A 15,828-nucleotide genomic window follows, 5' to 3' on the forward strand; every position below is an offset into this window, starting at 1 on the left:
ATGCGTGAGCAACCGTTTAAAGATGCCGTACATATTTTGGAAAAGCTGGAATCTGAAGGATACAAGTCTTATTTTGTTGGTGGCTGCGTGCGTGATTCCTTATTAGATCGTACTATTTCAGATATTGATATAGCTACTGCAGCAACACCTGCACAACTAATCGAATTGTTTTCTGACGTTATCCCAGTTGGTATAGAGCACGGTACTGTGATTGTTAGATATCAGCACAAGTCTTATGAAGTTACTACATTTCGTTTAGACGGGAAGTATTCGGATCAGCGTCACCCTGATGAAGTGGAGTTTATTAAAACGATTGATGAAGATTTAAAACGAAGAGACTTTACAATTAATGCTATGGCAATGGACAAAGAGGGAAATGTACTTGATTTGTTTGGTGGGATTAAGGACTTAAACGAAAAGAAAATTCGAACTGTAGGCAATGGACAGGATAGATTTCAGGAAGATCCACTTAGAATTATACGTGCATTACGATTTTCGAGCCAGCTTGGATTTTCTATTGAAAATGACACGCTATTGAATATGAAAAAAGTAGGTTCGGAAATCACTGAGCTTGCAGTCGAGCGTATCAGAGTAGAAATAACCAAGTTCTTTGGTGGCGATTATCTAAACAAGGGAATTGACTATCTAAAGAGCACGGAAATTTATAAGTACCTGCCTGTTATGATAAACTATTCGTATATACTGAATAAAATTCCATCACCAGTATATCCGGTAATGAAGTTTTCTGAAGTAATCGTTTTATTCCATTACTTAGAACCAACGATTAAAATTGAGGAATGGCTCGATTCGTGGAAATGCTCTAACCAAGAAAAACGAGAAGTCAAGAAATTGATTGACTCGATAAATTACTACAAAGGTAATGGGCTAGATGAATGGTTTATATATTGTCTTGGTTCGCATCGTATAGATGCCTTTGTTCGCTTAATGAATAATCTTGAACGTGATACGAATCTAGATAAAGAAGCTATCCTGATCATGCATAGGTGTTTGGAAATCAAATCACGAGAAGAATTACAACTAACCGGGCATGATTTAATTGAGCTATTTCCCACTAAAAAAAGCGGTCCGTGGATGCAGATGAAATTAAATGAAGTTGAAAAAAAAGTGGTTTTAAAACAACTGCCCAATACAAATCGCGAGTTAAAGGATTGGATAAAATGGAATCCACCAGAAATAAATTAATAAAGCTTTTGTCTGAAGACAATTCGAACTATATTTCTGGACAGCAATTGTCTGATGAACTCCAAATTTCCCGTGCTGCAATTTGGAAGCACATGAAGAAGCTAGAGGAAGACGGATTTAAAATAGAGGGTAAAACGAAAAAAGGTTACCGAATATTGGAGAATCCGTTAAAACCTAGTGAGAATACGCTTCAATGGGGTCTTCATACGAACTGGATTGGAAAAAAGATGGTTCATAAGGTATCTACGAAATCCACTCAGAACGTGGCTCATCAATTAGCACGTGATAACGCACCACATGGTACAGTGGTAATTGCTGATGAACAAACTGAAGGAAAAGGAAGAATGAATCGATCTTGGTATTCAAGTAAAAATCAGGGGGTATGGATGAGTATCATCTTGCGTCCGAAAATATTACCTTATTTAGCTCCACAATTAACACTCTTAACTGCTACGGTATTAGCAGAAGTTCTAGATAAAAAGGTAGGAATAACACCCCAAATTAAATGGCCGAATGATTTGCTAGTTAATTCGAAAAAGACTGCTGGTATTTTAACTGAAATGCAGGCAGAACAAGATCAAATACAGTATATTGTGATTGGTGTAGGAATTAATGTAAACCATACGAACGAGGATATACCTGAAGAACTAAGTGAAAGAGCAACGTCGCTAAGGATAGAATCGAATCATGAATGGTCAATTAAAGATCTAATTCAACAACTGCTTCAGACTTTTGAACCAGCTTACGATCAGTATCTCAGTAATGGTTTTTCAACTGTTAAGTCAAAATGGGAAAGCTACGGATTTAAAATTGGTCAGGATATCAAAATAAACACGCTGAAAAAGTCTTGGACTGCTAAATTCGATGGAATTGCCAGCGATGGTGCATTATTAATTGAGAATAGTGATGGTCAGATTCAAAAGATGTATTCAGCAGAAATAGATTGGTTTGAAGGAGGAAAAAGAGATGGTAACAAGTAGTAATCTTCGTCAAATGAAACAGGATAATAAAAAAATCACCATGCTGACTGCATATGATTATCCAGGTGCTAAGCTGGCCGAAGAATCAGACGTGGACATGCTCCTAGTTGGTGATTCACTTGGCATGGTCGTGCTGGGCTATGATTCAACCGTTAAGGTAACTGTAGATGATATGGTTCACCATGCTAAAGCTGTTCGGCGTGGCGCTAAATCTACATTTATGGTTGTCGATATGCCATTTATGTCTTATCATATTTCTTTGGAGGATTCACTTACAAATGCTCGTAAAATCTTTCAGGAAACAGATGCGCAAGCATTAAAAATTGAAGGAGCAACACCTGAATTATTACTGCTTACAAAGAGATTAACAGATGGAGGAATCCCAGTAGTGGCACATCTCGGATTAACGCCACAATCAGTTAATGTATTAGGCGGGTATAAGGTCCAGGGGAAAAACCAAGATTCAGCTGAGAAACTATTAAATGATGCGAAAGAGCTAGAAAAACACGGTGCGATTGCAGTTGTGCTGGAATGTGTTCCAAAGGAACTTGCAAAAAAAATAACAGATATAATCACTATTCCTACGATTGGGATTGGGGCAGGAGTAAACTGTGATGGACAAGTATTGGTATATCATGATATTTTAAATTATGGTGTTGATCGTTTGCCGAAATTTGTAAAATCATATACGGATTTAAATGTTACAGTTAAACAAGCTATTGAGTCTTATTGTTACGATGTTAGGGATCAGAGTTTTCCAACTGATAAACATAGTTTTTAAAGAAGAAGGTTAAAATATGAAGATAATTCGTACGGTGAAAGAAATGCAGAAAATTGCATGTAACGTACTTCAAGAATCAAAAACAATTGGTTTTGTGCCTACAATGGGTTTTTTTCATGAAGGGCATATTTCGCTAATGAAAGAAGCTAAAAAAGAAAACGATTTTGTTATTACTAGTATTTTTGTCAACCCGCTGCAATTTGGTCCTAATGAAGATTATGAAAGATATCCTAGGGACGAAGGAAAAGATATTAAGTTAGCAGAGCTTGCTGGTGTGGATTTCGTATTTATTCCTGATGCGCAGGATATGTATCCAAGAAAAATGATAATTAATCTAGATGTGCTGGATCGGGTAAATGTTCTATGCGGGAGATCTAGACCTGGACATTTCCAGGGAGTGGTTACGGTCTTGACTAAGCTTTTTCTTATCGTTCAACCAACCAAAACATACTTTGGAAGAAAAGATGCACAGCAAGTTGCTGTGGTAAATGCACTTATAGAGGATTTTAATTTTCCAATTGAGCTTGTTGCCCTTCCAACGGTAAGAGAAGAGGATGGTCTGGCAAAAAGCAGCAGAAACGTTAACCTTAGTCAGCATGAAAGAGAAGATGCTCCATGGATTAATAAATCACTGCAAAAGGGGAGACAACTAGTAGTTGACGGAGAAAAAAATCCTGATATAGTTGTAAAAGAGGTTTCGGATACACTGCAGTTCCACACAAATGCTAAAATTGATTATGTAGAATTATTAAGTTATCCTGACCTGCAACCAGTTTCTGTCATTGATCAGCAAATAATCTTGGCTACAGCAGTTTATTTTGACGGCGCAAGATTAATCGATAATATACTAATGGATTGTGATGGAAATTTTGTTGAACGTATATTCACGTAGGGGGAAAAGAGTATGTTTCGCACCATGATGAAAGCTAAAATTCATCGTGCACGAGTAACAGAAGCGAATTTAAATTATGTTGGCAGTGTCACGATTGATGAAGATATTATAGATAGTGTTGGTATTTTACCACACGAAAAGGTTCAAATTGTTAATAATAATAATGGAGCCCGGATAGAAACATATGTTATTCCTGGTGAACGCGGATCTGGAGTTGTTTGCTTAAATGGAGCTGCCGCAAGATTAGTGCAACCAGGGGATACAGTAATTATCGTTACCTATGCAATTCTCTCCGATGAAGAATTAACTACCTTCAAGCCAAAAGTTGCATTGATGAATGAAATTAATAAGGTTGAAAAAATAATTGAACAGGAACCACCGCTTACAGAATTGTAATTATTTTCATTTATATATAGGTGGAGTTTTATATATTAAAAAGGTTATTTCTATTACGATTAAAATTGTGATAATCCGTGAAAACTCTTATCATTCAAATGATAAGAGTTTTCATATATAATGAGAGTGGAAGAAAAACATTACAATTATAAATACTATGTTTAATGTGCTAGTGACTGAGGTGAAGTAATGAATAGGTATGTGGTAGTTGATCTCGAAACGACGGGGCATTCACCATCAAATAATGACAAAATTATTGAAGTAGGTATCGTCATTATTGAAGAGGATAAAATAGTTGGGGAATATGGTACGTTTCTAAATCCAGACAAACCTATTCCATCCTTTATTTCAAATTTGACAGGTATAACGGATGAAGATGTAAAGGGAGCACCAAGTTTCGCCGAAAAAGCAGATGAAATCGCTGCATTTTTTGATAATAGTTATTTAATTGCCCATAATGTGCCTTTCGATTTAGGGTTCTTAAATGCGGAGTTAATTAAAAACAATAAAACGGCCTTAAAGAATCCAGTAATTGATACAGTAGAGCTTGCCAGGGTTTTATACCCTAAAGCATCCAGTTATAAATTAAGTCAGCTAGCGGAGTATACAAGTATTGATCATTCAGATCCTCATCGAGCACTTTCAGATGCATATGTGACAGCGACACTGTTTTTAAACTTAAAACAAAAGCTTGCTTCTTTGCCTTATGAAACAATAAACCATCTATTACGATTAGAAAAAAAACTGAAATCAGATTTGTATGAATTGCTATTCGCCAGAAGTGAATCACTGGCTTTTTCGACTGAGGAATCATCAGAAATTACAATTTATAAAGGGTTAGCTTTTAAAAAAGTAGCTGAGCAAATTAGTGAGAAACCAGATGTTGAAACATCCTTTGGTGAGTATTTAGATGCAATATATGAAGCAGATGGTTCAATGTCCAGCCTTATGCGTAATTATGAGAAACGTCTTGGTCAACGTGAAATGTCTGAGGAAGTGTACGATGCTTTCAGGGGTAAAAAGCATGCTTTAATTGAAGCGGAGACTGGCACAGGAAAATCTTTAGCATACTTAATCCCGGCAGTTTTTGAAGCTGTTACTGAGAAAAAACGAGTTGTTATTAGTACATATACGACACAGCTGCAATCCCAACTTTTAGATAATGAAATTCCACTTGTAAACCAATTAGTACCATTCGAATTTAAAACGGCATTGTTAAAAGGGCGCCAGCATTATATTAGCCTGGAAAAATTTGAGAAGGAACTGTTGGACGAAACAAATGATAATTATGACATTACGTTAACCAAAGCAATGATTTTAGTATGGATAACCGAGACTGAAAATGGTGATTTTGAAGAAATTCAGTTACCATCCAAAGGTTTTTTGTTTAATAAACGTATTTCAGCAGAAACAGAAGGCGTATATGACCAATCTTCACCATGGTCTACTAAGTCATTTTACCAAAAAGCACGTAAAAATGCTCAACAGGCTGATGTTATTATTACCAATCATGCGCTGTTATGTACGGATATGTCTAACGACTTCCAGTTCATACCTGCTTATCAAAAAGCAATTATTGATGAAGCACATCATTTAGAGGAAACCGTTTCAAAACATTACGGATTAAAACTGGACTACTCCAATTTTCAGTACACATTAAACAACATTGGGTCTACGGATGATGGCAATTGGCTATCAAGAATTATCGGTATTTATGATATCCAGCTTCCGGGTTGGAACGAAGCGTTTGCATTGACTAAGTATGAGATAGACGATTTATTTCGAATGCTGTTTCAGTTTGTTACGGAGCAGAATAGAAATCATAAAGCGGTAAGTGATGTTGGACGTATTCAATATCGATTTGATGAAGATAAAGAAACGACAAGAGATTGGAAAACGATAAAAGAAATGTCCACCAGACTGACATTTTATCTCCGTGATCTTATCCATTTACTTACATATACCGAGCAGCAATTAAAAAATGCAGAAGCATTCGACAAAGCTAACCAGGATGATATTTTGGTTACAATACAAACATTGCAGTCGTATATTGATCGCATTGAACATTTATTTTTAATGCGTGATGAAGAAAAACACGTTAAGTGGATTGAAATAGAGGCATATGGTGCGAAGAACGCTGCCTATTTATATAGTGAACCAATCGAAGTTTCTCGGTTATTATCCAACGATTTGTTTGCAGAGAAGGAAAGTATTATTCTTACAAGTGCAACGTTAACCATGAAGCAATCCTTTACCTTTATTAAACAGCGCTTAGGCATTTCAGAAGAGCGATTAATCACAAATAAAATAAAATCTCCATTCTCCTATCACGACCAGGTACAGCTTTTAGTCCCTAATGATTTTCCGGATGTGAAAGGTAATAATGTGGATGATTTTATTTATTCGACTTGTGAAGCAATTCTCTCTTTAGCTGAAATTACGAAAGGGCGCATGCTAGTCCTGTTTACCTCGTATGACATGTTAAAACGTTCTTATTATTTGCTGAAAGAAATAATGGACGACCAGTATATGATCATTGCACAGGGGATTTCAAGTGGGAGTCGCTCCAGACTAAAGAAAAATTTTATTAACTTTGATAAAGCCATACTACTGGGAACAAGTTCTTTTTGGGAAGGCGTTGATATTCCAGGGGAAGATCTTTCCTGCCTAGTAATAGCCAGACTGCCGTTTCAACCGCCAAATCATCCGGTTTATGAAGCAAAGGCAAGCCATTTAAAAGAACAGGGAAAAAACGCATTTTTTGAATTATCACTACCTAATGCTGTAATCCGATTCAAACAGGGTTTTGGACGACTTATCCGGTCGTCAAATGATAGAGGAATTGTATTTGTATGTGATGCCCGAATGATGAAAGCCAGATACAGCAAGTATTTTACTGAGTCCATTCCAGATGTGCCAACCAGTTTCAGCTCCACAAACGAGCTAATGGAGAAAGCAAAGGATTGGTTTTAATAGTAGAAAAATTGGCCAATCGACAAGTCTTAGTTTCAGTTATGCATGCGGTAAGAAAGGATTTATATTTTCTTACCAGCAAAAAAGAACTGGCGTAAATTTTACGCCAGTGAAAAAAGATTGGGTTTAGGATAATTATTTTGTTAAAAATTACAACAAACGATACAAGTTGCTTGTTATAATGAATGTTGAATTGTTTTTTAAGCGGTGTACCTATAGTATGTACATTGGATTGTTAAAAATGTCTAGAAAAAATTGATAAAACAAGAAGGTTTTATTATCGGAGGGAAATTGATGGATAAGAAATACGAAACATTATCAACGGTGAGGGTTGCCTATTCATCAGACTTATACAAAATTGTCGATACACTAAATCGAACTCTGAAGGAAGAAAATCTAATGTTTGGCTTAGCATTGGATGAAAAGAATAATGCGCAGGCAAAATTCACAATATATCGTACCTAGCTGGCTGAAGTGGGGCATGTTGGGACTTATTGTTGTGCTTATTTCTTGTTTGGTTTATCTATTTCTTCTCTACAGTGACATTCAGCAAAGCAGGACCACTGATTATGAGAATTCAAAAAATGAAGTGTTGCGAAAAACCAGTGTATCAAAAATTGGGAAAACGACTGATTTTTATGGAGAACAGCAATTTCATGTTATTTTTGGTACTACCAAAAACGACGATGAAAAAATAGTATTTGTTCCAATTGGTAAGAAGAAAGAAGATTTAACGGTAATTGATCAATCAGAAATTATACCTAGGCAGCAAGTAGTGAATCAATGGGAGAGACAATGTAAAGACTGTAAATTAATTGATGTAACCCCAGCAATGCAAAACAATGAGCCATTGTGGGAGTTGACGTATGTTGACGCATCGAAACGGTATGTTTTTGATTATTTTTCAATATTTGATGGTAAACGTCTGCAGCGTTACCAGCTAAAATCAATTTTTAATTAGAGAGGTGATTACATGGATTTAGCAAACAGGGTAAAAACATTGACACCATCGTCAACGCTGGCAATTACAGCAAAAGCAAAACAATTAAAGGAAGAAGGTCATGATGTAATTGGTTTAGGTGCAGGAGAGCCAGATTTTAATACACCACAGTACATCATCGATTCTGCTAAGGAAGCAATGGATAATGGAATGACTAAATATACACCTTCAGGTGGTGTATTAGAGCTTCGAAAAGCAATTTGCAGTAAGTTTAAAAATGATAACAATTTACAATATAGTCCTGATGAAATAATAGTGACTACTGGTGCAAAACATGCGTTATATACATTATTTCAAGTTCTAATTAATCCAACTGATGAAGTAATTGTACCTGCACCTTACTGGGTTAGCTATCCTGAACAAATTAAACTGGCTGGCGGAAAACCAGTTATTGTCAAAGCTTCCGAAAAGAATAGTTTTAAATTAACTCCGGATCAATTAGAAGCGGTTATTACCGATAGTACTAAAGCAGTTATACTGAATTCACCAAGTAATCCAACTGGAATGATGTATACTGCTGCAGAATTAAAAGCATTAGGTGAAATTTGTCTAAAACACGGTATACTTATCGTTTCAGACGAAATTTATGAAAAGCTAATATATACAGATGATCACCATGTTTCTATTGCACAGTTGTCTGAGCAGTTAAAAGAGCAGACAATCATCATTAATGGTGTGTCTAAATCGCATGCTATGACAGGATGGCGTATAGGATACGCAGCGGGTAACAAGACCATCATTAAAGCAATGACTAACCTTGCCTCGCATTCGACGTCTAATCCTACCTCTATTGCGCAATTTGCCGCATTAGCTGCATATGAATCTGATGAAGATCCAATTACAGAGATGAAACAGGCTTTTAAAGAACGACTTAATACGTTGTATGACTTAATCATTGATATTCCAGGAATTACATGTGAAAAGCCTAATGGCGCTTTCTATCTTTTTCCAAATGTAGAAAAAGCTGTAAATATGAATGGATTTGAGTCTGTCGACGCATGGGTAACTGCTCTTCTCGATGAAGAAAAAGTTGCGCTCGTGCCAGGATCCGGTTTTGGATCACCTGAGAATGTTAGATTATCTTACGCAACCTCAATTGATTTATTAAAGGAAGCAGCAAATCGAATCAAACGATTTGTTATAAGCCATCAATAATAGCTATACGGAGGGATTTAATTGAAAATAACAATATCACAGTCACCTAAAAATAATGAGCAAACCGTAACAATCGGTGCATGGCTTTCAAACAAGCGCTCAAGCGGAAAAATTGCATTTCTGCAACTAAGAGATGGAACAGGATTTATGCAAGGCGTCGTAGCAAAAAGTGATGTATCTGAAGAAACGTTTCAATTAGCAAAAAATATGACACAGGAATCATCTATGTACATAACTGGGAAAATCGTCGAAGATACGAGATCTCCATTCGGTTATGAAATGCAGGTAAGTGAAATCGAATTGATACATGAAGCAACCGACTATCCAATAACACCTAAGGAACACGGAACAGAGTTTTTAATGGATCATCGTCATTTATGGCTTCGATCAAAACGTCAGCATTCAGTAATGAAAATACGTAATGAAATTATTCGAGCAACTTATGAATTCTTTAATAAAAACGAATATGTAAAAATAGATCCACCGATATTAACGGGGTCTTCTGCCGAGGGGACAACCGAACTATTTCACACAAAATATTTTGAAGAAGAGGCTTACTTATCTCAAAGTGGCCAGCTTTATATGGAAGCCGCAGCAATGGCTTTTGGAAAAGTATTTTCATTCGGGCCAACTTTTCGTGCAGAAAAATCAAAAACCAGAAGACACCTTATCGAATTCTGGATGATAGAGCCAGAAATGGCGTTTGTAGACCATGATGAAAGCTTGGAAGTACAAGAGAACTATGTAAGCTTTCTGGCACAGTCAGTATTAGACAACTGCAAACTAGAGCTTGGTATATTAGAACGTGATACGACAAAACTAGAACTTATAAAGGCTCCATTTCCTCGCATTTCCTATGATGATGCGATTACGTTGTTAAAAGATAAAGGGTTTGACGATATTGAATGGGGAGAAGACTTTGGGTCTCCTCATGAAACAGCCATTGCTGAGCATTTTGAGAAACCAGTGTTCATTACAAATTATCCTGCTGAGATAAAAGCGTTTTACATGAAACCTGATCCAAATCGTTCAGATGTTGTATTATGTGCAGACTTAATTGCACCTGAAGGATATGGCGAAATTATCGGTGGTTCTCAACGAATTGACGATTTAGAATTAATGACAAAACGATACGAAGAACATGGATTAACTAGCGAGGCATATAAATGGTACCTCGAATTACGGAAGTACGGAAGCGTTCCACATTCTGGGTTTGGTCTTGGATTAGAGCGTACAGTAGCTTGGCTATCCGGTGTAGATCATGTGAGGGAAACCATTCCATTTCCGCGGTTATTAAATCGCTTATATCCATAAAAAAATAGCTTTATAAATCCCTTGTCGCTTATTTAGTACAAGGGATTTTTAATTGAAAACGAACAATATTTTCATGCTATACTAGCAGTGAGGTGTATATTTATTATGACTAAATCAATTCCATATCAAAATTTGTTAATAGAACAATTACCAATACCTATAAAATTACTGACTTCATATAAATCACTTGGTCTTGATGAAGCAGATACTATGTTAATACTGCAGTTACACCGCTTCCTGCATGAGCAAAATGACTTTCCGACTCCGTATGAGTTAGCATCAGCTCTCACTTTAAGCGAACAGGAATGTGCAAAAGGTCTTAGAAAGCTAATTCAGAAAAATTATTTATCCATTGAACAAAAACAAAATAGTGAGGATCGTGTATCTGAAGTATATTCACTGGATCCCCTATGGAACATTATCTTTAGTGAGCAAAAACAAAAGCCTGAATCTGGTCTGGAAGATGGAACCTTGTTCATTTTGTTTGAACAGGAATTTGGACGCCCGATTTCACCTTTTGAAATAGAAACGATAAATGTGTGGCTGGATGAGGATAATTTAGAACCATCGTTGATAAAAGCTGCACTCCGTGAATCTGTTTTAATGGGTAAACTGAATTTTAAATATATCGACAGGATTCTTAGGGAATGGAAAAAGAAAGGCATACTCACAGTTGAGAAAGCCAGGGAATCGAGTAAAAATTTCCACAGCAGCAAAACAACACCAAGTAAAAATAATGAAAAGCGGGACACTTCTTTTTATTACAATTGGCTGGAAGGGGAGGACTAAAACGTGTTAAATAAAGCGCAGGTTAGGTACTCCTTGGATGAAATAGAAAAAATGTTTCCTGATGCAGAATGCGAACTCGTTCATAAAAACCCGTTTGAATTAGTAATTGCCGTTTTACTATCAGCTCAGTGTACAGATATATTGGTAAATAAAGTAACCAAAAGTCTATTTCAAAAATATAAAACACCTGAAGATTTTCTCTCAGTTTCACTCGAGGAGCTTCAACAGGATATTCGATCAATAGGACTTTATCGTAATAAGGCAAAAAACATTCAAAAACTCTGTCGGTCATTATTGGACGAATATAATGGAGAGGTGCCAAACACCAAAACCGATCTTGTTAAATTAGCTGGCGTCGGAAGAAAAACAGCAAATGTAGTAGCATCTGTGGCATTTGGAGAACCTTCTATTGCTGTCGATACGCATGTTGAACGGGTTTCAAAACGATTAGGTATTTGTCGTTGGAAAGATTCTGTAGTGCAAGTTGAAGAAACACTAATGAAGAAAGTTCCAAAGGAAGAATGGACAGCAACACACCATAGATTGATATTTTTTGGGAGGTATCATTGCAAATCAAGGAATCCTAATTGTCCTGAGTGTCCATTGCTGGATATCTGCAGGGAAGGGCAGAAGAGGATGAAAGCTCGATAAATATATAAATTAGCTTCCGCACATAGACAATCATGAGTAACACAAATTGCAAATATTACTATCCTAATGCATGCTGCTAATTACTATGTTGTATTTGATGGAAGCTGCTCTTCTTGAGGAGACTGAAGCCGTGCTCGCGGAAAGCACCGCCCGGAGCGGGAGCGGTCCTGGACGGCAGATTAAGAAAATTTCTTGGTAATAAAGTTAATTATATAAAAAAGAGACCATCGTAATGACGGTCTCTTTTTTTCTTATTCATTATTCTCAGAATTACTGTTCTCGTTTGAATTATTGTTGCTTTCATTACCTTGGGATGATGTTCTAGCACTATTACCTTCAGATTGCGTTTCACTATTACCATCACCGGTACCAGATTCAGGGTCACTAGCGGGTACAGTAGTTTCCCCTTTGACAGGTTCGCTTTGTTCACCGTTATTTCCAACGGCAACGATAGTAATCGTATATGTTTCACCTTCTTTAACATTTGGAACTGTATAACTATTGGAACTAGCAGTATCACTTATTCCACCAGGTGAAACGGAAACATTAAAATTAGCTTTTGCTCCTTGATATTTCCAAGAAAACGTTAAAGATTTATTTGCTGAATCATAAGATGCAGAAATTCCAGTTACGGGATTAACATTTCCACTTTCTCCGGATTCGTCTTCACCTTCAGGATCACCTTCGTTTTCTTTATCTTCATCTTCTTTTTCCTCTTTATCTTCATTATCAGGTACTTTAACACGAGTTGTTTTAGCTTCACTAGTGCTGCCTGAATCATCTTTACTTATTGCTATTACTTGAATTTCATAGTCTGTTCCTGGTTCAACATTTGAGATTTCTAGTGATTTGTCCTGTGTGGAAGACAATTCTTGCATAGCTCCACCATCAATACTTGCACTAACTTTAAATTCTGCGTCATTTGATTCATAGTCCCAATTCACTTGAATTGCCTGTGAGTCTTTATTATATTTTGCACTCAGACCACTAACTGGATCCAGCTGATCGTATTTTTCGGATGTTTTGGACGGTGTATTACCTTTGACAAACAGTTCCGTAACGATTTCAGATTCTGGAGTGTATTCACTCGGTAACTTAGCAGGTCTGGAACCTTCTTCAACAGCAACTTCTACAACTGAATCTGGTTTTTGAAAGTCAGCAGTTTCTTTGTCTTTTGATAATTCCTTCATCGTGTATTTAAACAGTGCGTGTGGAATTTGAGTGTCTTTTATTCCCACTTTTTCACTGTCATATCCTGTCCAGACGGAGATCGTATAATTTGTCGTATACCCACTGAACCAAGAGTCTACAGCGTTATCTACGCCATCTCTATTTGTAGTACCAGTCTTTCCGGCAACTTCAAGTCCTGGTATATCTGCATTAGCTCCACTACCTTCAGTTATTGCAGTCTTCAGCATATCTGACATCATATACGCGGTATATTCGGACATTACTGCTTCAGGTTCAGGTTTTGTATCAACTTCTTTTCCACTAGGGAAAACCACTTTAGTTACAGTGTATGGTTCATTATATATCCCTTCGTTAGCAAAGGCTCTATAAGCACCAGCAAGTTCGAGAGGATTAGTTGAACTATTACCTGTTCCGCCAATAGCATCTCCGATTGTCAATGAGTCATCTGGATATTCTATTCCTAGACCTTCAGCAAACTGTTGGGCCTTGTCATAACCCGTTTCTTCTAATGTTTTAACTGCTGGTACATTTAATGATTCTGCTAGAGCAGTTCGAATAGACATCCAACCGCTGTATTCTCTATTCCAGTTTCTGATAGTATTACCTTCGGAACCTTTAATCTCATATGGTTTATCATCATTTACCTGATGATAGGTAGACCACTTATTGTATTCAATCGCTGGACCATAGCTGATTATTGGTTTAAATGTGGAACCAGGCTGACGCTTAATATCTAAAGCGTAATTAAAGCCATCATTCTCAAGGCTTTTCCTGCCGCCACCAATTGCGCGTATTGCGCCATTTTGGGTATCGAGTACGACCATTCCCGCCTGCATTTCTTTATCATAGTAAGGGATTGGGTTATCCTCGGCATCAGACATTAGAAATTCTACATATTCTTGTGCATTTGTATCTAACGTAGTGTAAATTTTTAGTCCGTCTGTATAAATATCGGCGCCATCCAGTTTTGCAGCAACTTCTGCTTTAACTTTTTGCAAAAAAGCAGCATACGAATCATTATCATCTGGATTTGATTTTTTCAAAAGTGACGGTATATCAACTTTTTTAGCTTCTTCCGCTTCTTTTTCAGTTATTTTACCATGCATAACCATTAGGTTTAGTACTGTATTCATTCTGTCTTTCATTAATTCTGGACTCTCAAAAGGATTATATGCAGAGGGCCGCTGCGGAAGGCCGGCCAGTATAGCTGCCTGTGGCAAGGATAGCTTACTTAGATCAGTTATCCCAAAATAAACTTCCGCCGCTTTTGCAACTCCGTAGGCACCACTTCCGTAATATATTTTGTTTAAATACATTTCCATAATTTCTTTTTTCGAATATTTTTGTTCGAGTTTTAGAGCTAGCCATTGTTCCTGCACTTTAAGGCTAATTTTTTTCTCAGGTGAAAGGAAGGATTTTTCTACAACCTGTTGAGTTATAGTACTTGCACCTTCAGATCCGAAGCCGTTAGTAATATTTGAAACAACTGCTCCTCCAATTCTCCAGATATCGATTCCAGGGTGTTCAAAAAATCGTGAATCCTCAGTTGCTATTACAGCATCTATTAATACAGGAGGTAAATCACTGTATTCTATTCTTGTTCGCTGTTCTGAACCTAGATCCGCAAATAGTTCCCCATCTTTATCGTAGATCTTCGATGAGAATGGTTCGGAAAGCTTAGATGCATCAATTTCTGGAGCGGTGGCAATATAATAAGTAAAGAGTGCCCCTACACCGATCATCATGGCTAATCCCATAATAAGGACTATTAATACAATACGTTTCCAAAGTGGCTTTTTCTTACCTTTTTTTTGTTTACGTCTACCTGTACGGGATTGACTGTCTTGTGACATATTGAATTTTCCTCCGTTCTAAAAATAAAACTTATCAATGATAGCTAAATAATCAATTCTTTTCTGATAGTGAAATGGAATAAGATAACCATTTTCTTTAATAACCTGATAAGGAATGGATTTACTTTTCCCACTAGATTTGTCGTCCCAATAAGTAAAAAGTTTCTCAGCAGAAAAATAATACGTCTCATTAAATTGGGAAAAACGAATTAGTAAAAATGAAATACCTCCATGATCAACTACAGTTCGCATGTGATCAAGCTGGTGATTATGAATGTTTGCCAAGGGGAATCTTGTTTTGTTTTTAGTTTCTTTTGCCTCAAAATCAATATGTTTACCCCTGTATATTCCATTATAATCGGTTGTAGAGGCTTGTTTAAAATATCCTTCCGTTATTACGGCAGCACTTCTCTTAGGATAATTGACCTTTACTATTTGTACAGGTGTAGGTTTTTTATGAATGACGGCCATATTTGAATCCAAATAAAAGGAATTGGTTATGTTGATATCTTCCTCAAGAGACATTCCCCGGTTGCTGAAAGCATTCTCTGTTTTAGTTAGATTACTTGGGAATGAAGCAGCGGTTTTCTTTCCATTAGGATAATTCATCGACTCCCACCTTACATATTTAAGTATCATAACAGAAAAAT

At 36.7% G+C, this 15,828-nt stretch carries 14 protein-coding genes; 12 read left to right on the forward strand and 2 right to left on the reverse strand.

The window, feature by feature from the left end; genetic code table 11:
- The 12 genes from VBD025_RS11540 (at position 1) to nth (ending at position 12,134) form a co-directional block, all read left to right on the forward strand.
- Positions 1-1,203: a CCA tRNA nucleotidyltransferase gene (locus VBD025_RS11540; RefSeq protein WP_430785584.1), complete on the forward strand. Its 1,203-nt coding sequence runs from the start codon at positions 1-3 to the stop codon at positions 1,201-1,203.
- Positions 1,179-2,183: a biotin--[acetyl-CoA-carboxylase] ligase gene (locus tag VBD025_RS11545; protein ID WP_430785586.1), complete on the forward strand. Its 1,005-nt coding sequence runs from the start codon at positions 1,179-1,181 to the stop codon at positions 2,181-2,183. Before VBD025_RS11540 ends, VBD025_RS11545 begins: the two co-directional genes overlap by 25 nt.
- The gene (panB, locus tag VBD025_RS11550; protein WP_430785588.1) at positions 2,170-2,964 is read left to right on the forward strand and encodes a 3-methyl-2-oxobutanoate hydroxymethyltransferase; all 795 of its coding nucleotides are present in this window, start codon (positions 2,170-2,172) and stop codon (positions 2,962-2,964) included. The genes VBD025_RS11545 and panB overlap by 14 nt, the downstream gene beginning before the upstream one ends.
- Positions 2,965-2,980: 16 nt before the next feature.
- Positions 2,981-3,856, forward strand: coding sequence for a pantoate--beta-alanine ligase (gene panC, locus VBD025_RS11555; protein ID WP_430785590.1), 876 nt, complete (start codon positions 2,981-2,983; stop codon positions 3,854-3,856).
- Positions 3,857-3,868: 12 nt separating this feature from the next.
- The gene (gene panD, locus VBD025_RS11560; RefSeq protein WP_430785592.1) at positions 3,869-4,252 is read left to right on the forward strand and encodes an aspartate 1-decarboxylase; all 384 of its coding nucleotides are present in this window, start codon (positions 3,869-3,871) and stop codon (positions 4,250-4,252) included.
- A 189-nt stretch (positions 4,253-4,441) separates the two neighbouring features.
- The gene (gene dinG / locus VBD025_RS11565) at positions 4,442-7,225 is read left to right on the forward strand and encodes an ATP-dependent DNA helicase DinG (protein ID WP_430785594.1); all 2,784 of its coding nucleotides are present in this window, start codon (positions 4,442-4,444) and stop codon (positions 7,223-7,225) included.
- Positions 7,226-7,519: 294 nt separating this feature from the next.
- A complete protein-coding gene (locus tag VBD025_RS11570) occupies positions 7,520-7,690 on the forward strand; it encodes a YpmA family protein (RefSeq protein WP_430785596.1) in 171 nt (56 codons plus the stop codon).
- Positions 7,656-8,186 carry a DUF5590 domain-containing protein gene (locus VBD025_RS11575; RefSeq protein ID WP_430785598.1) on the forward strand — a complete coding sequence of 177 codons (531 nt, stop codon included), beginning with the start codon at positions 7,656-7,658 and terminating at the stop codon, positions 8,184-8,186. Before VBD025_RS11570 ends, VBD025_RS11575 begins: the two co-directional genes overlap by 35 nt.
- A gap of 12 nt (positions 8,187-8,198) precedes the next feature.
- Positions 8,199-9,380, forward strand: a complete 1,182-nt coding sequence (locus tag VBD025_RS11580; RefSeq protein WP_430785600.1) for a pyridoxal phosphate-dependent aminotransferase — start codon at positions 8,199-8,201, stop codon at positions 9,378-9,380.
- A gap of 21 nt (positions 9,381-9,401) precedes the next feature.
- On the forward strand, positions 9,402-10,694 hold the full coding sequence (gene asnS, locus VBD025_RS11585) for an asparagine--tRNA ligase (RefSeq protein ID WP_430785602.1): 1,293 nt from the start codon (positions 9,402-9,404) through the stop codon (positions 10,692-10,694).
- 105 nt (positions 10,695-10,799) lie between these two features.
- The gene (locus VBD025_RS11590; RefSeq protein ID WP_430785604.1) at positions 10,800-11,483 is read left to right on the forward strand and encodes a DnaD domain-containing protein; all 684 of its coding nucleotides are present in this window, start codon (positions 10,800-10,802) and stop codon (positions 11,481-11,483) included.
- Positions 11,484-11,486: 3 nt separating this feature from the next.
- Complete coding sequence (gene nth / locus VBD025_RS11595) at positions 11,487-12,134, forward strand: endonuclease III (protein ID WP_430785606.1); 648 nt, start codon at positions 11,487-11,489, stop codon at positions 12,132-12,134.
- A gap of 251 nt (positions 12,135-12,385) precedes the next feature.
- On the opposite strand, the gene VBD025_RS11600 is transcribed toward nth, so the two are convergent.
- Complete coding sequence (locus tag VBD025_RS11600) at positions 12,386-15,178, reverse strand: PBP1A family penicillin-binding protein (RefSeq protein ID WP_430785608.1); 2,793 nt, start codon at positions 15,176-15,178, stop codon at positions 12,386-12,388.
- An 18-nt stretch (positions 15,179-15,196) separates the two neighbouring features.
- The gene (gene recU / locus VBD025_RS11605; protein WP_430785610.1) at positions 15,197-15,787 is read right to left on the reverse strand and encodes a Holliday junction resolvase RecU; all 591 of its coding nucleotides are present in this window, start codon (positions 15,785-15,787) and stop codon (positions 15,197-15,199) included.
- Positions 15,788-15,828 lie beyond the last annotated feature (41 nt).

This window comes from Virgibacillus flavescens (assembly GCF_050574275.1).
Classification (GTDB): domain Bacteria; phylum Bacillota; class Bacilli; order Bacillales; family Amphibacillaceae; genus Virgibacillus_F; species Virgibacillus_F flavescens.